Annotated in this window: 23 protein-coding genes; 2 read left to right on the forward strand and 21 right to left on the reverse strand. The window is 60.3% G+C overall.

Annotation, left to right across the window (positions count from 1 at the left end; translation table 11 throughout):
- From ACR0LD_RS07730 to ACR0LD_RS07745, 4 genes are read right to left on the reverse strand one after another with little or no spacing between them, the layout of a single operon-like run.
- Positions 1–471, reverse strand: coding sequence for a periplasmic heavy metal sensor (locus tag ACR0LD_RS07730; protein ID WP_170365902.1), 471 nt, complete (start codon positions 469–471; stop codon positions 1–3).
- Entirely contained in the window at positions 468–821 is a 354-nt protein-coding gene (locus ACR0LD_RS07735) for a hypothetical protein (RefSeq protein WP_244952326.1), read from the reverse strand. Before ACR0LD_RS07735 ends, ACR0LD_RS07730 begins: the two co-directional genes overlap by 4 nt.
- Complete coding sequence (locus tag ACR0LD_RS07740; RefSeq protein ID WP_170365897.1) at positions 814–1,428, reverse strand: RNA polymerase sigma factor; 615 nt, start codon at positions 1,426–1,428, stop codon at positions 814–816. Before ACR0LD_RS07740 ends, ACR0LD_RS07735 begins: the two co-directional genes overlap by 8 nt.
- Before the next feature lie 6 nt (positions 1,429–1,434).
- Positions 1,435–1,902, reverse strand: a complete 468-nt coding sequence (locus ACR0LD_RS07745) for an EF-hand domain-containing protein (protein ID WP_170340413.1) — start codon at positions 1,900–1,902, stop codon at positions 1,435–1,437.
- A 218-nt stretch (positions 1,903–2,120) separates the two neighbouring features.
- Between ACR0LD_RS07745 and ACR0LD_RS07750 the strand changes: the two genes are divergently transcribed.
- Together ACR0LD_RS07750 and ACR0LD_RS07755 are read left to right on the forward strand one after the other, a co-directional pair.
- Entirely contained in the window at positions 2,121–2,519 is a 399-nt protein-coding gene (locus ACR0LD_RS07750) for a DUF983 domain-containing protein (protein WP_170364465.1), read from the forward strand.
- Positions 2,520–2,543: 24 nt separating this feature from the next.
- Positions 2,544–3,245 carry an NUDIX hydrolase gene (locus ACR0LD_RS07755; RefSeq protein WP_480636331.1) on the forward strand — a complete coding sequence of 234 codons (702 nt, stop codon included), beginning with the start codon at positions 2,544–2,546 and terminating at the stop codon, positions 3,243–3,245.
- 6 nt (positions 3,246–3,251) lie between these two features.
- On the opposite strand, the gene ACR0LD_RS07760 is transcribed toward ACR0LD_RS07755, so the two are convergent.
- The 17 genes from ACR0LD_RS07760 to ACR0LD_RS07840 all read right to left on the reverse strand — a co-directional run bounded on the left by ACR0LD_RS07760 (position 3,252) and on the right by ACR0LD_RS07840 (position 19,569).
- Positions 3,252–4,919, reverse strand: a complete 1,668-nt coding sequence (locus tag ACR0LD_RS07760) for a ribonuclease J (protein ID WP_480636333.1) — start codon at positions 4,917–4,919, stop codon at positions 3,252–3,254.
- Positions 4,916–5,695 (reverse strand): type III pantothenate kinase, encoded by a 780-nt coding sequence (locus tag ACR0LD_RS07765; protein WP_093964922.1) that lies wholly within the window; start codon positions 5,693–5,695, stop codon positions 4,916–4,918. Before ACR0LD_RS07765 ends, ACR0LD_RS07760 begins: the two co-directional genes overlap by 4 nt.
- A gap of 11 nt (positions 5,696–5,706) precedes the next feature.
- On the reverse strand, positions 5,707–6,456 hold the full coding sequence (locus tag ACR0LD_RS07770) for a biotin--[acetyl-CoA-carboxylase] ligase (RefSeq protein WP_170365889.1): 750 nt from the start codon (positions 6,454–6,456) through the stop codon (positions 5,707–5,709).
- A 54-nt stretch (positions 6,457–6,510) separates the two neighbouring features.
- Positions 6,511–7,953 carry an NADH-quinone oxidoreductase subunit NuoN gene (gene nuoN, locus ACR0LD_RS07775; protein WP_093964920.1) on the reverse strand — a complete coding sequence of 481 codons (1,443 nt, stop codon included), beginning with the start codon at positions 7,951–7,953 and terminating at the stop codon, positions 6,511–6,513.
- Positions 7,954–7,968: 15 nt separating this feature from the next.
- The gene (locus ACR0LD_RS07780; RefSeq protein ID WP_170340407.1) at positions 7,969–9,510 is read right to left on the reverse strand and encodes an NADH-quinone oxidoreductase subunit M; all 1,542 of its coding nucleotides are present in this window, start codon (positions 9,508–9,510) and stop codon (positions 7,969–7,971) included.
- Positions 9,510–11,636, reverse strand: a complete 2,127-nt coding sequence (gene nuoL / locus ACR0LD_RS07785; protein ID WP_480636336.1) for an NADH-quinone oxidoreductase subunit L — start codon at positions 11,634–11,636, stop codon at positions 9,510–9,512. The genes ACR0LD_RS07780 and nuoL overlap by 1 nt, the downstream gene beginning before the upstream one ends.
- A 6-nt stretch (positions 11,637–11,642) precedes the next feature.
- Positions 11,643–11,948 carry an NADH-quinone oxidoreductase subunit NuoK gene (gene nuoK / locus ACR0LD_RS07790; protein ID WP_005984024.1) on the reverse strand — a complete coding sequence of 102 codons (306 nt, stop codon included), beginning with the start codon at positions 11,946–11,948 and terminating at the stop codon, positions 11,643–11,645.
- Positions 11,949–11,952: 4 nt separating this feature from the next.
- Positions 11,953–12,555 (reverse strand): NADH-quinone oxidoreductase subunit J, encoded by a 603-nt coding sequence (locus tag ACR0LD_RS07795; protein WP_170340404.1) that lies wholly within the window; start codon positions 12,553–12,555, stop codon positions 11,953–11,955.
- On the reverse strand, positions 12,552–12,974 hold the full coding sequence (locus tag ACR0LD_RS07800) for a carboxymuconolactone decarboxylase family protein (protein WP_170341019.1): 423 nt from the start codon (positions 12,972–12,974) through the stop codon (positions 12,552–12,554). Before ACR0LD_RS07800 ends, ACR0LD_RS07795 begins: the two co-directional genes overlap by 4 nt.
- On the reverse strand, positions 12,971–13,465 hold the full coding sequence (gene nuoI / locus ACR0LD_RS07805; protein WP_170341017.1) for an NADH-quinone oxidoreductase subunit NuoI: 495 nt from the start codon (positions 13,463–13,465) through the stop codon (positions 12,971–12,973). Before nuoI ends, ACR0LD_RS07800 begins: the two co-directional genes overlap by 4 nt.
- A gap of 2 nt (positions 13,466–13,467) precedes the next feature.
- Positions 13,468–14,505 carry an NADH-quinone oxidoreductase subunit NuoH gene (nuoH, locus tag ACR0LD_RS07810; protein WP_170340401.1) on the reverse strand — a complete coding sequence of 346 codons (1,038 nt, stop codon included), beginning with the start codon at positions 14,503–14,505 and terminating at the stop codon, positions 13,468–13,470.
- A 240-nt stretch (positions 14,506–14,745) separates the two neighbouring features.
- Positions 14,746–16,731 carry an NADH-quinone oxidoreductase subunit NuoG gene (gene nuoG, locus ACR0LD_RS07815; RefSeq protein ID WP_480636338.1) on the reverse strand — a complete coding sequence of 662 codons (1,986 nt, stop codon included), beginning with the start codon at positions 16,729–16,731 and terminating at the stop codon, positions 14,746–14,748.
- A 3-nt stretch (positions 16,732–16,734) separates the two neighbouring features.
- Positions 16,735–17,139 (reverse strand): DUF5333 domain-containing protein, encoded by a 405-nt coding sequence (locus ACR0LD_RS07820; RefSeq protein ID WP_170357345.1) that lies wholly within the window; start codon positions 17,137–17,139, stop codon positions 16,735–16,737.
- A gap of 98 nt (positions 17,140–17,237) precedes the next feature.
- Positions 17,238–17,615, reverse strand: a complete 378-nt coding sequence (locus ACR0LD_RS07825) for a hypothetical protein (RefSeq protein WP_170341011.1) — start codon at positions 17,613–17,615, stop codon at positions 17,238–17,240.
- The gene (locus ACR0LD_RS07830) at positions 17,615–18,031 is read right to left on the reverse strand and encodes an MAPEG family protein (protein ID WP_480636340.1); all 417 of its coding nucleotides are present in this window, start codon (positions 18,029–18,031) and stop codon (positions 17,615–17,617) included. Before ACR0LD_RS07830 ends, ACR0LD_RS07825 begins: the two co-directional genes overlap by 1 nt.
- Before the next feature lie 5 nt (positions 18,032–18,036).
- Positions 18,037–19,335 carry an NADH-quinone oxidoreductase subunit NuoF gene (gene nuoF, locus ACR0LD_RS07835; RefSeq protein WP_093964909.1) on the reverse strand — a complete coding sequence of 433 codons (1,299 nt, stop codon included), beginning with the start codon at positions 19,333–19,335 and terminating at the stop codon, positions 18,037–18,039.
- 12 nt (positions 19,336–19,347) lie between these two features.
- On the reverse strand, positions 19,348–19,569 hold the full coding sequence (locus ACR0LD_RS07840; protein WP_480636342.1) for a DUF5337 domain-containing protein: 222 nt from the start codon (positions 19,567–19,569) through the stop codon (positions 19,348–19,350).
- Position 19,570 lies beyond the last annotated feature (1 nt).

Genomic DNA, 19,570 nt, shown 5'->3' on the forward strand with positions numbered 1-19,570 from the left:
TCAGTCCTTGCGTTTCTTGGGATCCGGGCGCCGCTTCAACACGTCTTCCAAGCGGTCGGCATAAGCTTTTCGTTCTTCGTCGGACATGGCCGAAACCCGAGCCAGCCATTGCTCTTGCAGAGCCGCCTGGATTTCGTCATTCGCCCGGGCTTGTTCTTCCAGCAAGTTCTGGACTTCATCTCGGTCGAACGGAACGGCCCGCAGCGCTTTGCCAAGCGCCTTGAAATCACGAGACCTTTTCTCGGCCCCGCGCCGATGCTTGTCGGCCAGATCGCCTCTCAACGCCTTGCGTTCCGGATCAGGAAGAGCGCGGTACAGGGCAGGTCCAAATCCGGGAGGAACATCGTCCCGCACACCGTGAAACCGCAGCGCAGTCCCGATGATCACCCCGGCGACCAGCAGGTTCAGGCCAAGGGATACCACCAATAGCACAGGCACCCAGCGCCTTGGGGGTTTAACGTCTTCATTCATTCCGCTTCCTCCAGAAACGCGGCCTCGAGACCGAGATTGGCGACCATGTAGGATGCATCCTGGGTCATTATGTAATTTGCCGGGTCCGGCAGAAAGGACGGCGCGGCAAAACCGACCCATGCGCCAACCACGCTGGCCGCCGCAAGCCCACTGAGCGCCTGCCAGCCCCCGAGACCGGCAACGAGATTGCCCAAAAACCCCTGTGACTTGGGTTTCGCTGTTTTTGTCGCCGCAAGCCGGATGGCCTCGGCATCCGTCAGGATACGAACGGCCAAATCGCCGGGCAGATCAACATGTGCCTGCCGTGCCTCGGCAAACAAGAGATCCAGTTCTGTATCTTGGTCAGACATGGTCATACCCCAACTCTTCCTGACGGCCTGACAATATGGCCGTCAACGACCGCTTTCCGCGGGCAACAAGACTTTCTACCGCTTCTACGGAAATCCTCATGATTCCCGCGATTTCCGGATTGGACAACTCCTCGATATGCCTGAGTATGACAGCTTCGCGCTGCCGTTCGGGCAATTGTGCCAAGGCCGCTTGCAACGCATCCACGCGGGCGTTTTGCTGCATTCGGTCCACGACACTGGGCTGGTCGTCCTCAGGCTCTGGCACATCGTCCAATGTGCCTGCCGTTTTCTTCCGCCGTAGATCGACACACAGGTTCAAGACCACGCGGTACAACCAGGTCGAGATCTTGGCCTGCCCGGGAACCCAGTCCGCCGCCACTTTCCACAGCCGAAGCATCGCTTCCTGGGTTACGTCTTCGGCCTCTGCCGTGTTGTTCAACATGCGCAGAGCAACCGAATAGCACCGCGGCCCCAACCGATCGGTCAACAGGCGTGCTGCCTGGGCGTCGCCTTCGGCAAACCGCTTCAGCAACACGTCGTCGCTGCAGGCATCCGCGGCGAACGTGTCGCCGCGGACAGTATGCGCAGAGGACGGCACGTCCTTCATCCTGCGTCAGTTGTTGTCTGGGTCCGGGCGGCCACCCTTCTTGTGGTGCCGACCCATTCCATCCCGTGCATTGGCGAACTCCTGCTCGGACAGAGATCCGTTTCCATCCGCATCAAGGCGGTCAAACATCTTGTCAGCCCGGCGCGGTTTCGGCAACTCGTCCGCAGTCAGAAAGCCGTCTTTGTCGGCATCATGACGCTCGAACATGTCGGAAACGCGGTCGTTTGCCTTCTTCTGGGCCTCGGCCTGCATTTCTTCGACGCTGATCTTTCCGTCACCGTCGGTATCGGCCGATGTGAACTTCTGCAGGCGATGGGCCTCCATCTCGGCCTTGGTCACCTGGCCGTCCCCGTTGGCATCCAGCTCCTGAAAGCTGACCGGTTCACGGTCGCGAGGTCCTTTGGCCAGCGCAGCCGTCCCGGTGACGGCAACTGCAGACAGAATGATGGCCGAGATAAATTTTGCGCTCTTCATTGCTCGTTTCCTTTGTTGTCGCGGCCCTGTGCCGCTGCTTACATTCATTCAAACGCAGCCCGGCAAAGTTTCCGTCGCTGTCCGCGAATTTTTTTCCGGCATTGAAACCTGCATTTCCGGTCAATATTTTGGAGAGGGTCGGTGCAAAGCGACGCACCCCCCTTTTCTGCGGGATGAAACAAGCGCAATATCCCCGAAATCCGAGCGCGAGTATCAAGATGACAGATCAAACCATCGACACCCTCTCTCAGGAGGAACGCCCCACGTGGCCCGCCATCGTGAAAGGGTTCCGGTGCAAATGCCCCAATTGCGGCAAAGGCAAGCTGTTGCACAGCTACCTGAAGGTGAATGATACCTGCGCAGACTGCGGTCAGGAATTGTTTCACCACAGGGCAGATGACGGGCCGGCCTACTTGACCATTCTGCTGGTCGGACACCTTTTGGCTCCGGCGCTGCATGTCACTTACGTCGGCCTGCGCCCGTCTCCGTGGGCCATGGCAATCGGCTTTTCGATAGCTTGCGTTGCCCTGTCGCTGTTCCTTCTTCCCAGACTCAAAGGAGCGGTCGTCGGCTTTCAATGGGCCCGGAAGATGCACGGGTTCGACGACAGCAAGTGACCCGTCAATGCAGCTGAGCTTCTCATGACCGTGGACAAATCCGCAATTCGCGACGCCGCGACGATCATCGTTTTGCGCGACCGTTTTCGAACCCCGTCGATTCTGATGGGCCAACGTGGTGCCGAGGCGGCCTTCATGCCGAACAAGTTCGTATTTCCGGGGGGTGCCGTGGATGCTGAGGACGCGCAAGTTCCGCTGGCCACTCCGGTTCCCGAGATTTGCCAACAAAGGCTGAGCGATCAGGCTCCTGCCGGACTGCATGTGCCACTGGCGGCAGCGGCAATTCGCGAGTTGTGGGAGGAGACCGGCTTTATCCTCGGTGTCCGCGACACCTGGCCGGGTCCGGTTCCACAAGCCTGGACCGGCTTCGCGGAAAGAGGCTACATTCCGTCGGCCGAAGCGCTGCAGTTCGTGTTCCGCGCGGTTACCCCGCCCGGACGCCCACGCCGGTTCGACGCCCGATTTTTTCTTTTGGACGCAGATGCCATCGCCGGTGATCTGGACGATTTCAGCCAGGCCTCGGATGAACTGTCACATCTACAGTGGATTCCGCTGGAACAGGCGCGGGAGTTCGACTTGCCCTTCATCACCGAGGTTGTTCTGTCGGAAGTCGAGGCGCGCGTATCAGATACAACGCCCCCCGACTCCGTGCCGTTCTTTCTGAACAACGAAGAAGCCAGTCTGTTCCAGCGTCTCAAGGGCCACCCGATGCCCGAAACAGACTGAGCCGCCTTATTTCATTCGGCTTATTACAACTGTGACTTCGGGCTTTTTGCCGATTTCGATCTGTGCACTTTGTCGAACGATGCGACGCATGGCTTCTTCCAGCTTGTCATCGTCCCGCAGCGTTTTGACCTCAGCCCGCATCAGGAACTGGTTCAGGTCCTCTTCCAGCACCTCGATCAATCCGGCCCGCGACACGCCGGTTTCCGGCAGCCCCATGGTATCGCACCAAGGTTCGCCCAGTGGCTCATCGTCTTCGTCCAGGATGACAGTTACGGTCACGTGCCCGTTCAGAGCCATGCGGATACGGTCCCGCACCACACCGTCCAGCGCGCCAATCTTGACGGAACCGTCCAGGTAGGTCCGGCCGGTCTCGACATAATCCACGACCTCGGGCGCGTTCCCCGACAGATCCAGCATCGTGCCATTGACCGCCAGGACACCGGCACGACCTGCGGCCTCGGCCAGCTTGGCGTGTTCCCGCAGATGCCTGTGTTCACCGTGCATTGGAACGACGATCTGAGGATCGACCAAGGCATGCATCTGCTCAAGATCAGGGCGGTTGGCGTGGCCGGAAACGTGGTACAAGCCAGCGCTGTCATCGACCACGTCGACGCCTTTTTCGCTCAGTTGGTTCATGATGCGGATCACACCGCGTTCATTCCCCGGAATGGTCTTCGAGGAGAAAAGGAACAGGTCGCCATCCTTCAGCTCGATCCCCCGGTATTTGCCGCGCGCCAACTGCGCGCTGGCCGCGCGGCGCTCACCCTGGCTGCCGGTGACGATCAGCATCAGGTTCTGGCGGGGCAGATCCAAGGCTTCCTCAGCGCTGATCACGCGCGGAAAATCAGACAGGATACCGGTTTCAGTCGCAGCCTCGATCATGCGGCGCATGGCCCGGCCCAACAGAACCACCGAACGACCCGCCCGATGCCCGGCCTCGGCCAGCGTTTTGACCCGCGCGACATTCGACGCAAAGGTCGTTGCAACCACCATACCAGTCGCGTCCTCGACCAATTGGGTGATGGCCGGCCCAACCTCCGACTCCGAGCGACCGGGATGCGAGGAAAACACGTTGGTGCTGTCACAAACCAACGCCTTGACCCCAGGCTTGGCCACTTCGGCCCAAAGATCGGGATCAAACGGTTCGCCCACAACCGGATTGGTGTCCAGTTTGAAATCACCGGTATGCACGACACGGCCGGCCGGTGTATCGATCACCAGCGCCGCACTCTCGGGGATCGAATGCGAAACGGGCAGGAATCCGACCGTAAACGGACCTGCCTTGATCTGCTCGGGCCAGGCGGACACGGTGCGCACGGCTTCGGGCGGATGTCCGACATCTTCCATTTTGCGGCGGGCGATATTTGCGGTGAAAGCACGCGCGTAGACCGGCGCGCCAAGGGCCTCATGACAATGGGCCACGGCGCCGACGTGATCCTCGTGCGCATGGGTGACGAAGATCGCCTCAAGCCGATCCGCACGTTCCTTCAACCACGAAATGTCGGCGTAGATCAGATCGACGCCCGGCGTTGTATCCATGTCGGGAAAGGTCACGCCCAGATCGACCAGGATCAGACGTTCCTGACCGGGTTTGCCATAGCCGTAGACATAGGCGTTCATACCGATTTCGCCCGCGCCGCCGAGCGGCAAGTAGATCAGTCTTTCGCTGCTCATGCCGAGCCAGTATCCTTGTTGTAGCGATGGATCACGGTAAGCCCGTGCATCGTCAGATCGTCTTCAATTGCATCAAAGCCCACATCGGCCTGATCGAACAGCGGTGCAAGACCGCCCGTCCCTATGACCTTCATGGGCATTCCGTATTCCGCCTTGATCCTGTCGATCAAACCTTCGATGAGGCCGGAATACCCCCAATACACACCTGACTGGATACATCCAACCGTGTTTGTGCCGATGACTTTCTCGGGACGCGTCACGTCGATATGCGGCAGAGCTGCAGCGCCCTGGTGCAAGGCCTCGAGACTGAGGTTCACGCCGGGGGCGATCACTCCTCCGACATAGGCGCCATCAGCGGCGACCACATCGAAATTCGTGGCGGTCCCGAAATCCACCACCACGACATTCCCGCCGTGCCGATCAAAGGCACCGGCCGCATTCGCCAGACGGTCCGGACCGGGAATCGTCCCTTCATCAACGCGCGGCGCCACCGGCAACTCGCAATCGGGCTTGCCCACCACCAACGGCCGGCATCCAAAGAACCGGTCGGCAAAGACACGCAGGTTGAACACCACCCGCGGCACCGTCGAGGCGATGATGACGTCGGTGATGTCAGCCTCGATCCCGTAATGTTTCACCAGGGTCGAGTACCAGGTGAAATAGGCATCGGCCGTGCGGGCATGATGGGTCGAGGTGCGCAGCGTGCACAGGAATTTCTCGCCATCCCAGATCGAGAAAACGGTGTTCGTGTTGCCGCAGTCAATGGCCAGAAGCATATGCGCCCCTTTCAGAAATAGACGTCTGCCGCCGGAATGCTGACGCGGCCCTTGGCGGTGTTTAGGACAAGGTTGCCGCCCGCGTCCACCGTTTCAAAGGTCCCGACGGTTTCCGAAGCACCTGTGCGCGCGGTAATCACCTCGCCCAGCTTCGCGGCTCGGGCCAGCCACGCTTTGCGGATCGGTTCAAACCCGTAGGTAACAAACTGGTGTTCGAGCTTTGCGTAGGCATCGGCGAGTTCGGTCAGAAAATCCTCGGCGGACACCTGAGCCCCGGTTTCCGACAACAACGAAACGGGCCGCAGAGCTCCCTGCTCAACTGTCTCAGGATCAGGCGCGTCTGCGAGGTTCACCCCGATGCCGATCGCAAGGTGGGATACGTCGCGCCCCTGCCCCGTGCTTTCCAACAGGATGCCGGCCAGTTTCCCGCCGTTCAACAACACGTCATTCGGCCATTTCAATGCGAACCCCTGTGCGCGACCGGTGACCGAAACACAGGCATCAAAAAGCGCCAGCGCGGCAACAAAGCTGCGAAGGGCTGCCTGCTCTGGATTGCCCTCGGGCCGCAGCAACAAGGTTGCTGCCAGGTTGCCCTGGGGGTTGGACCACGCCCGGCCGCGCCTGCCACGCGCGGCGGTTTGATGATGCGCCATGATCCAGACCGGACCTGTTGCAGTGGGTGCGATCCGCGCGGCCTCATTCAGGGTGCTGTCAACTTCCTGCAGGATATGCAGGCCGTATCCTTGGGGCCAGGTGCTCATGCCAAAAAGGCCCGGCCTGATGGCCGAGCCCCTTTCCAGATTTTGTTGAAACGGTCAGTTGACAAGCGTCGTCGCCGCGGCTGCCGCTGCGCCCTCGATCCCGAACTGGTAGACCACACCGATCAACATCAATGCGGCCGACCCCATCAGAGCAACCCACAATACCGGGGTCGAGCGGGTTTCGATCGGATCTTCGTTTTCGTCGCCGAAATACATGTAGAAGACGATCCGCAGGTAGTAGAAGGCACCGATCACCGAGGCGATTGCCGATGCAATAACCAACCCAATCAGGTCAGCTTGCACACCGGCCTGCCAGACGCCGAACTTGGCGAAGAACCCCAGCATTGGCGGTACGCCGGCAAGGCTGAACATCAGGATCAGCACGGCCAGCGCCTTGCCCGGGTCCCGCTTGGAATACTGGCGCAGGGCGTCGATGTCTGTCACCGGCTTGCCGTCGCGCTCCATCATCAGGATGAAGGCGAAGGTGCCGATATTCATGGTCACATAGATCGCCAGATACATCAGCATCGCTTTGACACCCAATTCGGTGCCTGCGGCCAGACCGATCAGCGCGTACCCCATATGTGCAATTGACGAATAGGCCATCAGCCGTTTGATGTCGCGCTGCCCGATGGCAGCCACGGCCCCCAGCAACATCGACAGGACCGAAAGCAGCACGATCACCTGCTGCCAGTCCGCGATGGCACCGCCGAACGCATCATGCAGAACGCGCGCGAACAAGGCCATCGCTGCAACTTTGGGTGCGGTTGCAAAGAAAGCCGTCACCGGAGTGGGCGAGCCCTCGTAAACGTCCGGTGTCCACATGTGGAACGGAACCGCCGAAATCTTGAATGCCAAACCCGAGATCAGCAGAACAAGGCCAAACAGAAGCCCAACCGAGACATCGCCGTGATGCACCGTGTTGATGATGCCCGAGAACAGCGTCGTACCGGTGAACCCATAGACCAGAGATGCGCCGAACAGCAGCAATCCCGAACTGAGCGCACCCAAAACGAAATACTTCAGCCCCGCCTCGGTCGATTTGGCGCTGTCACGGCGCAGGGCCGCCACGACATACAGAGACAGCGACTGCAGCTCGAGACCCATATAGAGCGACATCAAATCGCCGGCGCTGACCATCATCATCATGCCGACCGCTGCCAAAGCCACCAGCAACGGATACTCGAAACGCAGCAGGTTCCGGCGCGCCATGTACTCCTGGCTCATAACCAGAACCGCGGCGGCCGATAGCAGAATCGCGACCTTTGCAAATCGGGCGAACCCGTCGTCGATGAACATGCCGTTGAAGGCCACGTTGGTCCCCGAGCCGTTCGACGCGATCCAGAACGACAGCGCCGCCATCAGTCCGGCCGTCGTCCAGACCAGAACCGGAGCCAGCGCATCCTTGCTGGTGTAGACAGCTCCGATCAGCGCCGCCATCGCATAGATCGCCAGAATGATTTCCGGCAGAATTACAGTGAGATCAGCCTGGATCATGTCTCCAAAGCTCCCTTAGTGCGAAGCGACCTGGGTCGCGGCCTCGGCCGCGGCCAGAGCCGTGTCATAGTTCGAAATCAGCGCGGCGGTCGAATTGCCGATCACGTCGGTGACCAGCGACGGATAGACGCCCAGCAGGATGGTCATGACGATCAGCGGCGCAAAGATCAGACGCTCGCGTGTGCTCATGTCGGTGATCGACTTGAGGCTTTCCTTGATCAGGTCGCCAAAGACCACGCGGCGATACAACCAAAGCGCATAAGCCGCCGAGAAGATCACACCGCTGGCCGCCACTGCGGTCACCCAGGTGTTGACCTGGAAGGTGCCCATAAGCGTCAGGAATTCGCCGATGAACCCGCTGGTGCCCGGCAGGCCCACATTGGCCATGGTGAACAGCATGAACACCAACGCATAGGCCGGCATCCGGATCACCAGGCCGCCATAGGCCTCGATGTCGCGGGTGTGCATCCGGTCGTAGATCACGCCAACACAAAGGAACAGCGCGGCCGAGATGAACCCGTGGCTGAGCATCTGGAAAATCGCCCCGTCGATGCCCTGCTGGTTGGCGGCAAAGATGCCCATGGTCACAAAACCCATATGCGCGACCGAAGAATAGGCGATCAGCTTTTTCATGTCCTCCTGCACCAGCGCCACCAACGAGGTATAGACCACGGCGATTGCCGACAGCCACAGCACCAGATCGGTCATCACGGCCGACCCGACAGGGAACATGGGCAAGCTGAAACGCAGGAAACCATAGCCACCCATCTTCAGCAGAATTGCCGCCAGCACGACCGAGCCCGCCGTCGGTGCCTGAACGTGCGCGTCTGGCAACCAGGTGTGCACGGGCCACATCGGCATCTTCACCGCGAAGGACGCAAAGAACGCGAGGAACATCAGCGTCTGCATACCGCCGACAATGTGGACACCCAGCACGCTGAAGCTCTCGGACGAGAACTGGTGCGTCATGAGCGCTGCAATGTCCGTGGTGCCTGCATCCGCATACATCGCCACCATCGCCACCAGCATCAGAACCGAGCCGAGGAAGGTGTAGAGGAAGAACTTGAAGCTGGCATAGATCCGGTCCTTGCCGCCCCAGATCCCGATGATCAGGAACATCGGGATCAGCCCGGCTTCGAAGAACAGGTAGAACAGCACCAGATCCAGCGCCATGAATACGCCGAGCATCAGCGTTTCCAGAAGCAGGAAGGCGATCATGTATTCCTTGACCCGGTCGGTCACGTTCCAGCTGGCCAAGATGGTCAGCGGCATGATGAAGGTGGTCAGCAGCACGAACAGAACGCTGATGCCATCCACGCCCATCTTGTACTTCAGGCCCAGCAGCCACTGACCCTCTTCCACCATCTGGAAGCCGGTGTTCGATGGGTCGAACTCGGTATAGATTCCGATCGAAACAAGGAAGGTCACTGTGGTCGCAACCAGCGCGATCCACTTGGCATTGCGCTGTGCGGCCACATCGTTCCCATGCAGGAACAGCGCCATCAGACCGGCGGAAATGGCCGGAATGAACGTTACAATGGATAGGATATTGTCCATCAGTTTGCGCCTCCGCCGATCGACATCCAGGTGACCAGGGCGGCGATCCCCAGAACCATCCAGAAGGCGTAAGTGAAGATGTAGCCCGTCTGCGCCTTGCCTGCGAGGCGGGTAAAGAAGGGAACGACGCCCATTGCTACTCCGTTCAGGAAACCGTCGATCGTCTTGCCGTCACCGCCCTTCCACAGGAACCGGCCCAGGGCCACGGTCGGTTTGACAAGGATCGCGTCGTAGATTTCGTCAAAGTACCACTTGTTCTTGAGGAACAGGTACAGCGGACGCTGGTTCTCGGCCAGGCGGCCCGGCAGCGCCGGGTTCACGATGTAGAACAGGTAAGCCAGTCCAAAGCCCAGAACCATTGCGATGAACGGCGAGAACTTGACCCATTTCGGCGCCGCATGCGCATCGTCCAGAACATGATTGTCCGGCGCGATGTACAGCGCGCCCTCGCCCGGCTTGCCGACAAAGGCATAGTGGTGATCTCCGCCCTTCGCCTTGTCATCATGCGCAGCCTCGTCGCCATGGGATTCGGTGGCATGCGTGTCGTCGCCATGTTCATCGGCCTTGGCATGGTCACCGGCGTCGGCATGCGCCTCGGCAACCGGAATGCCGTAGAACTTGCCCACCTGATCGGCGTGACCGAAGAAGTTGTTGTACCAGATCATACCCGCGAACACGGCGCCCAGCGACAGAACACCCAGCGGCACCAGCATGACCATCGGGCTTTCATGCGCGTGCTTATGCGTGTGCTTGTCGCCCCGCTCCTCGCCATAGAAGGTCAGGAAGATCAGGCGCCAGCTGTAGAACGAGGTCATCGCGGCCGCGATCACCAGCGCCCAGAACCCGAAGCCCGATCCTCCGGCATAGGCGCTTTCGATGATGGCATCCTTGGACAAGAAGCCAGCAAAGCCGATCGTGGTCAGCGGGATGCCGACACCGGTGATGGCCAGGGTACCGATCATCATCGCCCAGAAGGTATAGGGGATCTTCTTGCGCAGGTTGCCATAGTTCATCATGTCCTGTTCGTGGTGCATGGCGTGGATCACCGAACCCGCCCCCAGGAACAAGAGCGCCTTGAAGAAGGCATGCGTGAACAGGTGGAACATCGCCGCCGAATACATGCCCACGCCCGCGGCCACGAACATGTAGCCCAGCTGTGAGCAGGTCGAATAGGCGATCACGCGTTTGATGTCCGTCTGCACCAAGCCCACGGTCGCGGCAAAGAAAGCGGTGGCAGCCCCGAGCACAGTGACGAACCCGGTTGCTCCTGGCGCGAACTCCATCAGCGGCGACATGCGGCAAACCAGGAACACACCGGCCGTCACCATGGTGGCCGCGTGGATCAGCGCCGACACGGGCGTCGGGCCCTCCATCGCGTCCGGCAACCAGGTGTGCAGGATCAACTGCGCCGACTTGCCCATCGCACCGATGAACAGTAGCACGCAGATGACCTCGATCGCGGTCCATTCGCCCCACAGGAAGGTCAGTTGCGTTTCTGCCAGCTGGGGTGCAGCGGCAAAGATATCCGAGAAGTTGATGCTGTCGGTCAGGAAGAACAGCGCAAATATCCCAAGCGCGAAGCCGAAGTCGCCCACACGGTTGACGATGAACGCTTTCATCGCCGCCGCATTGGCCGAGGGTTTGCGATAGTAAAAACCGATCAGCAGGTACGACGCGACGCCCACGCCTTCCCAGCCGAAGAACATCTGTACGAGGTTGTCGGCCGTCACCAGCATCAGCATGGCGAAGGTGAAGAAGGACAGATAGGCAAAGAAGCGCGGCTTGTAGCTTTCGCCCTCGCGCCACTGCGGATCGTGATCCATGTAGCCGAACGAATACAGGTGCACGAGCGCCGAAACCGTGGTGACGACGATCAACATGATGGCGGTCAGCCGGTCCAGACGGATCGCCCACGAGGTCGACAGCGAGCCGCTTTCGATCCAGCGCATGATCTCGATCTGCTGGGTCTGCCCGTCAAAGCTGAAGAAGACGATCCACGACAGCAAACAGGCCAGGAACAGCAGACCCGTCGCCGTCCACAGCGCGGCCTTTTCGCCTATGAACTTCCAGCCAAAGCCGCAGATCAGCGCGCCCACGAGCGGGGCAAAGAGGATTGTGGTTTCCATGATCCCTTACCCCTTCATCATGTTGACGTCTTCAACCGCGATGGTGCCGCGGTTGCGGAAGAAGCAGACCAGAATGGCCAACCCGATGGCAGCCTCGGCCGCGGCCACGGTCAGCACGAACAGCGTAAACACCTGCCCGACCAGATCGCCGAGGAAACTGGAAAACGCCACGAGGTTGATGTTCACGGCCAACAGCATCAGTTCGATGCTCATCAGCAGGATGATGACGTTCTTGCGGTTCAGGAAGAGACCGAAGATGCCGATGACGAACAGCGTCGCCGCGACGGTAAGATAGTGTTCAAGTCCGATCATCGTCTCAAAGTCCCTGCCCCGGTTTCACGTCCTTCAACTCCATTGCCTTGGCCGGGTCACGCATCATCTGGCCGACGATGTCCTGACGCTTGATGTCCTTGCGGTGGCGCAGCGTCAGCACGATGGCGCCGATCATGGCCACCAGCAGGATCAGGCCCGCCAGTTGGAACAGAAGGAAGTATTGATCGTAAAGGATGACACCCAGTGCCTCGGTGTTGTGGCGGTCGGCAGGGATCGGCTGGGCCAGGTTGGCCGCCGCGCCTTGTGCGCTGTCCCAGGCGCCAAAGGCCATGACGAACTGCATCAGGATGACCAGACCGATCAGCAGGGCCAGAGGCATGTAGCGCGCCATCTCGGCCTTGAGCTCGGCAAAGTCCACGTCCAGCATCATCACCACGAACAGGAACAGCACCGCCACCGCGCCGACATAGACGATGATCAGCAGCATGGCGACGAATTCCGCCCCCAGCAGCACGAACAGTCCCGCCGACGAAAGGAAGGCCAGGATCAGCCACAGCACCGAATGCACCGGCTGCCGGCTGATCACGGTGAACAGCCCGCCGGTGATGGCGCTGATGGCAAAGAGGTAAAAGGCAAATACGCTCATTGGTCATCTTCCTCGTTTTCGCCCATGGCCTCCTGCGCCAGTTCCAGCGCCCGGGTCATGGCCGGGATGCCGGCAAAGACCGACATCTGACCGATCGTTTCCACGATCTCTTGTTTCTTGGCCCCTGCCTCGATGGCATGGCGTACCGTCTGGCGCAGGGCCGTGTCGGCCTGTGCGCCCTGACAGGTCAGCCCGGCCAGCGTCAGCAACAGGCGGGTCTTGGCATCCAGTCCGCCCGGATTGACGGTGTTGCCGAACATCATCTCCATGACCTCTTTGGGCATGGTCGGCCACAACGCCTCGAAGCCGCGCATCGCGTCGACGGGCGAATAGCTCTCCAGCGCCGGGTTGAACGCCTTGGCCATGTCATGCGCCTGTCTGAGCATCTGCTCGAATGGGTTTTTCGTCGGATCGCTCATCGGTAGGGCGCGTCCAGTTCCAGATTGCGGGCGATCTCGGCTTCCCAGCGTTCACCGTTGTCCAGCAGCTTCTGCTTGTCATAGAACAGCTCTTCGCGGGTTTCCGTGGCGAATTCGAAATTAGGTCCTTCGACGATGGCATCGACCGGGCAGGCCTCTTGGCAGAAGCCGCAGTAGATGCACTTGGTCATGTCGATGTCATATCGCGTGGTACGGCGGCTGCCGTCCTGGCGCGGTTCGGCGTCGATTGTGATGGCCTGCGCGGGGCACACAGCTTCGCACAATTTGCAGGCGATGCAGCGCTCCTCGCCGTTGGGATAACGGCGCAGGGCGTGTTCACCGCGGAACCTGGGCGACAGCGGGCCCTTTTCGTGGGGGTAGTTCACGGTGGCCTTGGGGGCGAAGAAGTACTTCAACCCCAGCTTCATGCCGACCCAGAAATCCTGCAGAAGGAAGTATTTGGCCGCGCGGGTATAGTCGATATTTGCCATTGTCAGCCTCCTACGCTCCAACGGGCGAATGCACCCCAGAACCAGTCGAACTTCGCCGCAAAGGCCACGAACACCACCCACACCAGGCTGAACGGCAGGAACACTTTCCAGCCCAGCCGCATCAGCTGGTCATAGCGGTAGCGGGGCGTGATCGCCTTGACCATCGCGAAGAGGAAGAAGAAGAACGCCATCTTGGCGACCATCCACAGCACTCCATCGGGCAGGCCGGGGATCGGCGACAGCCAGCCGCCGAAGAACAACAGCGTGGTCAGCGCGCACATCAGGAAGATGGCGATGTATTCGCCCGCCATGAACAGCAGGAAGGGCGTTGCCGAGTATTCGACCTGATAGCCTGCGACCAGTTCCGATTCCGCTTCCGGAAGGTCGAACGGCGGGCGGTTGGTCTCGGCCAGGGCCGAGATGAAGAACAGGAAGACCATCGGGAAATGCGGCAGCCAGTACCAGCTGAAGAACCCGAACGAGCCATCCTGCGCCCGCACGATGTCACCAAAATTCATCGACCCGGTCGAAATGATCACCCCGATGATGATCAGGCCGATCGAAACCTCATACGAAATCATCTGCGCGGCCGAGCGCAACGAGCCCAGGAACGGGTATTTCGAGTTCGACGCCCATCCGCCCATGATCACGCCGTACACCTCGAGCGAGGACACCGCGAACACATAGAGGATAGCCACGTTGATGTCGGACAGGACCCAGCCGTCATTGAACGGAATGACCGCCCAGGCGATCATGGCCAGCACGAAGGACGTCAGCGGCGCCAGGATGAAAACAGTCCTGTCCGCGCCGGCAGGGATCACCACCTCTTTGACGACGTATTTCAGCGCGTCCGCCACCGATTGCAGCAGGCCGTAAACGCCAACCACGTTGGGGCCGCGACGCATCTGGACCGCGGCCCAGATCTTGCGGTCGCCATAGACCAGAAACAACAGCGAGATCATCACGAAGGCCACGACGGCCAGCACCTGCGCCAATATGATCAGGGCTATTCCGCCTGGGGTGTCAAAGAATTCAGCCATTGGTCCTCACACCGTGGGTATTCCGTTTTCCGCTGCCATCGCGAGGCTCGACCGGCCGGTCGGAGACTCGCGTCGCCTGCGATTGGTTTGGCGAGTTGGTGTAAACAGCATCCGCTGCCTGCACGCCACCTTTTTCCTTCATTTCATTCGGCAAAACACACGACCACACCCCTCGCATCTCCTCTGGGAAAAACGAGCTCGGGCTTCCGCCCGCTTTGCGGTTTATGGTCGTTGCAAACCTCATTCCGCGGCAATCTTTTGGTCACCGCGCGCCTTGGCCAGCGCCGAAAGCTCGGCCATCAACTGCGAGGCTCGTGCAATCGGGTTGGTCAGATAGAAATCCTTGATCACAGTCCGGAAATCGGCCTGCCCCAAGGGTCCGGCCTCGATTGCCTGTTCTTCGTTCTCGGGCACTTGGTCGATCCCGGCCAGATGCGGCACTGCTTCGATCAGCTTTTGCCGCAGCTGGGCCAACGTGTCATAAGGAAGTTTCTCGCCCAACTCTGCCGAAAGCGCCCGCAGGATCGCCCAGTTTTCCTTGGCTTCACCCGGCGCAAATCCGGCGCGCATCGCCAATTGAGGGCGACCCTCGGTGTTGACGAACAGACCGTTTTCCTCGGTATAGGCTGCGCCTGGCAGGATGACGTCGGCGCGGTGCGCACCGCGGTCTCCGTGGCTGCCCTGGTAGATGACGAATGGACCCGCATCTATATCGACCTCGTCCGCGCCCAGGTTGAAGATCACCTCGGCGCCGTCGATTGCAGCCTCAAGGCCACCCTCCGTCGCGGCACCCACATCCATCGCACCAACGCGGGCCGCTGCAGTGTGCAGAACAAGCATCCGACCCGACAGCGCGCGCGCGGCGGCCAAAACGGCCAGACCGTCTGCCTCGGACACGGCGCCCTGTCCGACGATCACAACGGCTTCGTTGCTTGCCTTGGCCTTGGCCAGCACATCGCGGTCGGTGCCAAGATGTTCGTAGTCATAAGTCAGATCAACGGCCGGGCCGATCAATTTGACATCGGCGCCCGCCAGCCACGCCTTGCGGATGCGCGCATTCAGCACCGGAGCCTCGTCGCGCGGGTTGGTGCCGATCAGAATGATCTCTTTCGCCGTGTCGATCTCCTCGATCGTCACATTGCCGACATAGCCCGAACGGTTACCGATAGGCAGGCGGGCATTGTCGGTTCGGCATTCGACCTTGCCACCCAGCCCCTCAATCATCTGCTTCAACGCAAAGGCGGCTTCGACAGGAACCAGATCGCCGATTAGACCGGCAACCTTCTTGCCCTTCATCGCCGCTGCGGCGGTGGCCAAAGCCTCGGGCCAGCTGGCGGCGCGCAGGCGACCGTTTTCACGGATATAGGGCGTGTCCAGACGTTGACGGCGCAAACCGTCCCAGACGAAACGCGTCTTGTCCGAGATCCACTCTTCGTTCACGCCATCATGGTTGCGCGGCAGAATGCGCATCACTTCGCGGCCCTTGGTATCGACACGAATGTTCGATCCCAGCGCATCCATCACGTCGATGGTTTCGGTCTTTGTCAGTTCCCACGGGCGTGCGGTAAAGGCATAAGGCTTGGAAGTCAGCGCCCCCACCGGGCACAGGTCAATGATGTTGCCCTGCAGGTTCGAATCCAGCGTCTGGTTCAGGTACGAGGTAATTTCCGCATCCTCGCCCCGGCCCGTCTGGCCCATCTGGTCGATACCCGCGATCTCGGTCGTGAAACGCACACAGCGGGTACAGCTGATGCAGCGGGTCATGGCCGTACCAACCAGCGGACCCAGATCCAGATCATCGACGGCCCGCTTGGCTTCTTTGAACCGGCTGGCCGACATACCGTAGGCCATTGCCTGGTCCTGCAGATCGCATTCACCCCCCTGGTCGCAGATCGGGCAATCCAAAGGGTGGTTGATCAGCAGAAACTCCATGACGCCTTCCCGGGCCTTCTTGACCATGGGAGAGTTGGTCTTGACCACCGGCGGTTGACCTTCCGGCCCTGGGCGCAGATCGCGCACCTGCATCGCGCACGAGGCGGCGGGCTTGGGCGGCCCGCCCACGACCTCGACCAGGCACATGCGGCAGTTACCGGCAATCGACAGGCGCTCATGATAGCAGAACCGCGGCACCTCGACCCCGGCCTGTTCGCAGGCCTGGATCAGGGTCATCGCGCCATCGACTTCGATTTCTTTGTCGTCGATTACGATCTTGCGGAGGTCAGACATGGTCTAGTTCGCCCTCAAATACACGCCAATGGCGCTGTTTCGTTCGATTTCCTTGCGCCCCAGGGCACAGAATGTTTCAGCTTTTCCGTAGCTCACGCCGTTCTGCGCGAGGTATTTCTCGCCTTTGGCCCGCATCCGCGCCTTTTCGGAATCCGACTCGACATAGGCCCGGATCTCGCCGTCCGAATAACCCAGGCTGTTGGCCTTGGACCGCAGGCTCCACATCACACCGATTGCCTTCATACGCCGCCCACTGATCGACGGGCAGTATTCCGAGATCTCATTTGCGATGGCGATGTAGTAGAGCTCGTTGTCGATTTCCTTGACTTCGCGCAAGGGCGGCTTGGCGTCCGCCGAGACGGGCAACGCCATCGCACAGGCAAATGCGGCAAGTTTCACAAGTTTCATGACATATCCTTTCGTCTTGGGTTCCCCAAGACGTTCCGCAGCACGGCTGTTATGCAATAACGGCCGCCCGATCAGCGCAGGATATGCAATAGCGAAGCTCATGGTCGTTGACAGGCTCCGGCAAATGTCAGGCTGTCGTTTTCGACGCGCAGGTTCTGCGGTTCGGTGTCAGGACCAACCTTCCACGCAATGCGGGAAGAACCGAAATTCTGAATGCAGAACCGGGTGCCCTCGTACCGTCCAGCCTCGCGCGCGCCGTCCAGCGAAGCCGACACGCCTTTGATCGTCACGGTGAAATCCGCAGGCGACCGTTTCTTGTCGACCGGCTTTGCCTTGGCCCGAAACGACTTGCCGTCAAACAGGATCCGGTCGCTGGTTGGCGCTGTCCCGCAGGCCGAAAGCAGCGTCAGCAGAACAAGGACACCGACAGCCGGGCGACGCAGGTTCGCGGTGATATCAACAAGTGTGACGGCCATCAGAACGCAGCCACCAATGCAAGGATCCCAATCACGAACATGCAGGCCCACGCCACCACATACAGGACAGAACGAATACCGCTATGCGGTTTGCCGACGCCTTGAATGTGTACGACAAGCATCAGCAGTCGCGCGACCAAGGCAATCGCGGCCAGCCAGTTCACCCAGAACGGGCTGGCGCCCAATAGAATGGCTGCCACAGTAACGGCCAGAAACGCGGGCAAAGTCTCGGTGCCGTTCAGGTAGGAACGGTTCAGGCGATAGGCCTTGTCGGCGTAGTCCTGGTCGGGGGTCGCGCCAGGAGCCAGCCCCTTGCCCTGTTTCGCCAGTGCCGAAAACGGCGACAGGAACAAAACGACCAGTGTGAAAATCACCAAAGACGCAATCGCGTGGGAATACTCTGCATAGGCTTCCATCGTTGTCACTCCGCCGCCATCGCACCCATACGGCCCGATTTCTGAGCCTTGATGCGGTCTTCGATTTCTTCGCGGAAGTTGCGGATCAGGCCCTGGATCGGCCATGCGGCCGCGTCACCCAGCGCACAGATCGTATGGCCTTCGACCTGCTTGGTCACCTCGAACAGCATGTCGATCTCTTCCAGTTCGGCCTCGCCGCGTACCAGGCGATCCATCACCCGCATCATCCAGCCCGTACCTTCGCGGCAGGGCGTACACTGGCCGCAGCTTTCGTGTTTGTAGAATTTCGACAGGCGCCAGATCGCCTTGATGATGTCGGTGGACTTGTCCATCACGATCACCGCCGCCGTTCCAAGCCCCGAGCCCAGATCGTTGCGCAGATAATCGAAATCCATGATCGCGTCGCGCATGTTCTCGCCGCGCACGCAGGGCACGGACGAGCCACCGGGGATCACGGCCAACAGGTTGTCCCACCCGCCGCGGATGCCACCGCAATGGGTCTCGATCAATTCTTCAAAGCTAATCGACATCGCCTCTTCGACCACACAGGGGGTATTGACGTGACCCGAGACGGCAAACAGCTTGGTGCCCGCGTTGTTCTGGCGACCGAAACCGGCGAACCAGTCGGCGCCGCGGCGCAGGATCGTGGGGACGACGGCGATGGATTCCACGTTGTTCACGGTGGTCGGGCAGCCATACAGACCCGCCCCGGCCGGGAACGGCGGCTTCATGCGCGGCATGCCCTTCTTGCCTTCCAGGCTTTCAATGAGCGCGGTTTCCTCGCCACAGATATAGGCGCCTGCCCCATGATGCAGGAACAGGTCGAAATCCCATCCCGATCCGGCGGCGTTCTTGCCCAGAAGGCCCGCATCATAGGCCTCATCGATTGCAGCCTGCAGTGCTTCTCGCTCACGAATGTACTCGCCGCGCAGGTAGATGTAGCAGGTGTGCGCATTCATCGCGAAAGACGCAATCAGGCAGCCTTCGATCAGCGTGTGCGGATCGTGGCGCATAATCTCGCGGTCCTTGCAGGTGCCCGGCTCGGATTCGTCAGCGTTCACCACCAGATAGGACGGGCGGCCATCGCTTTCCTTCGGCATGAACGACCATTTCAGGCCGGTCGGGAAGCCCGCACCGCCGCGCCCGCGCAACCCTGAGTCTTTCATCGTCTGGATGATCCAGTCACGACCCTTTTCCATCAGGCCAGCAGTGCCGTCCCAATGCCCCCGGGCCTGGGCGCCCTTCAAGGTGCGCTCGTGCATCCCGTAGATGTTGGTAAAGATCCGGTCCTGATCCTTCAGCATCGCGTGTTACCTTCAGCTGTCCTGACGCATGCGCCAGAGTTGAAAAATGTTGACGCCCGCATAAATGAAGGCCGCGATCGCGGCGAAATCAAACAGCAGCGCAAAGCGTCCCGGCAGCTCCAGCGCCGGGCCGATGAACAGGGTCATGGCAAGCCACGACAGCATGGTCACCGCGATGACCACGCCTATATGTCGACCCTTGCGGGCGATTGCCTGTTCCTTGTCCTTGTCCATC

Source organism: Ruegeria sp. BF8 (assembly GCF_056538625.1).

Excerpts from the sequence above, each read along its gene's own strand:
- nuoL (WP_480636336.1), bottom strand. The coding sequence starts at position 11,636 with ATGGAAACCACAATCCTCTTTGCCCCGCTCGTGGGCGCGCTGATCTGC.
- ACR0LD_RS07740 (WP_170365897.1), bottom strand. The coding sequence starts at position 1,428 with ATGAAGGACGTGCCGTCCTCTGCGCATACTGTCCGCGGCGACACGTTC.
- ACR0LD_RS07840 (WP_480636342.1), bottom strand. The coding sequence starts at position 19,569 with ATGGACAAGGACAAGGAACAGGCAATCGCCCGCAAGGGTCGACATATA.
- ACR0LD_RS07795 (WP_170340404.1), bottom strand. The coding sequence starts at position 12,555 with ATGAGCGTATTTGCCTTTTACCTCTTTGCCATCAGCGCCATCACCGGC.
- nuoG (WP_480636338.1), bottom strand. The coding sequence starts at position 16,731 with ATGTCTGACCTCCGCAAGATCGTAATCGACGACAAAGAAATCGAAGTC.
- nuoF (WP_093964909.1), bottom strand. The coding sequence starts at position 19,335 with ATGCTGAAGGATCAGGACCGGATCTTTACCAACATCTACGGGATGCAC.
- ACR0LD_RS07735 (WP_244952326.1), bottom strand. The coding sequence starts at position 821 with ATGTCTGACCAAGATACAGAACTGGATCTCTTGTTTGCCGAGGCACGG.
- nuoK (WP_005984024.1), bottom strand. The coding sequence starts at position 11,948 with ATGATCGGACTTGAACACTATCTTACCGTCGCGGCGACGCTGTTCGTC.
- ACR0LD_RS07820 (WP_170357345.1), bottom strand. The coding sequence starts at position 17,139 with ATGAAACTTGTGAAACTTGCCGCATTTGCCTGTGCGATGGCGTTGCCC.
- nuoH (WP_170340401.1), bottom strand. The coding sequence starts at position 14,505 with ATGGCTGAATTCTTTGACACCCCAGGCGGAATAGCCCTGATCATATTG.
- ACR0LD_RS07755 (WP_480636331.1), top strand. The coding sequence starts at position 2,544 with ATGACCGTGGACAAATCCGCAATTCGCGACGCCGCGACGATCATCGTT.
- ACR0LD_RS07780 (WP_170340407.1), bottom strand. The coding sequence starts at position 9,510 with ATGGACAATATCCTATCCATTGTAACGTTCATTCCGGCCATTTCCGCC.
- nuoN (WP_093964920.1), bottom strand. The coding sequence starts at position 7,953 with ATGATCCAGGCTGATCTCACTGTAATTCTGCCGGAAATCATTCTGGCG.
- nuoI (WP_170341017.1), bottom strand. The coding sequence starts at position 13,465 with ATGGCAAATATCGACTATACCCGCGCGGCCAAATACTTCCTTCTGCAG.
- ACR0LD_RS07760 (WP_480636333.1), bottom strand. The coding sequence starts at position 4,919 with ATGAGCAGCGAAAGACTGATCTACTTGCCGCTCGGCGGCGCGGGCGAA.
- ACR0LD_RS07800 (WP_170341019.1), bottom strand. The coding sequence starts at position 12,974 with ATGAGCGATCCGACGAAAAACCCATTCGAGCAGATGCTCAGACAGGCG.
- ACR0LD_RS07765 (WP_093964922.1), bottom strand. The coding sequence starts at position 5,695 with ATGCTTCTGGCCATTGACTGCGGCAACACGAACACCGTTTTCTCGATC.
- ACR0LD_RS07825 (WP_170341011.1), bottom strand. The coding sequence starts at position 17,615 with ATGGCCGTCACACTTGTTGATATCACCGCGAACCTGCGTCGCCCGGCT.
- ACR0LD_RS07745 (WP_170340413.1), bottom strand. The coding sequence starts at position 1,902 with ATGAAGAGCGCAAAATTTATCTCGGCCATCATTCTGTCTGCAGTTGCC.
- ACR0LD_RS07730 (WP_170365902.1), bottom strand. The coding sequence starts at position 471 with ATGAATGAAGACGTTAAACCCCCAAGGCGCTGGGTGCCTGTGCTATTG.
- ACR0LD_RS07830 (WP_480636340.1), bottom strand. The coding sequence starts at position 18,031 with ATGGAAGCCTATGCAGAGTATTCCCACGCGATTGCGTCTTTGGTGATT.
- ACR0LD_RS07770 (WP_170365889.1), bottom strand. The coding sequence starts at position 6,456 with ATGAGCACCTGGCCCCAAGGATACGGCCTGCATATCCTGCAGGAAGTT.
- ACR0LD_RS07750 (WP_170364465.1), top strand. The coding sequence starts at position 2,121 with ATGACAGATCAAACCATCGACACCCTCTCTCAGGAGGAACGCCCCACG.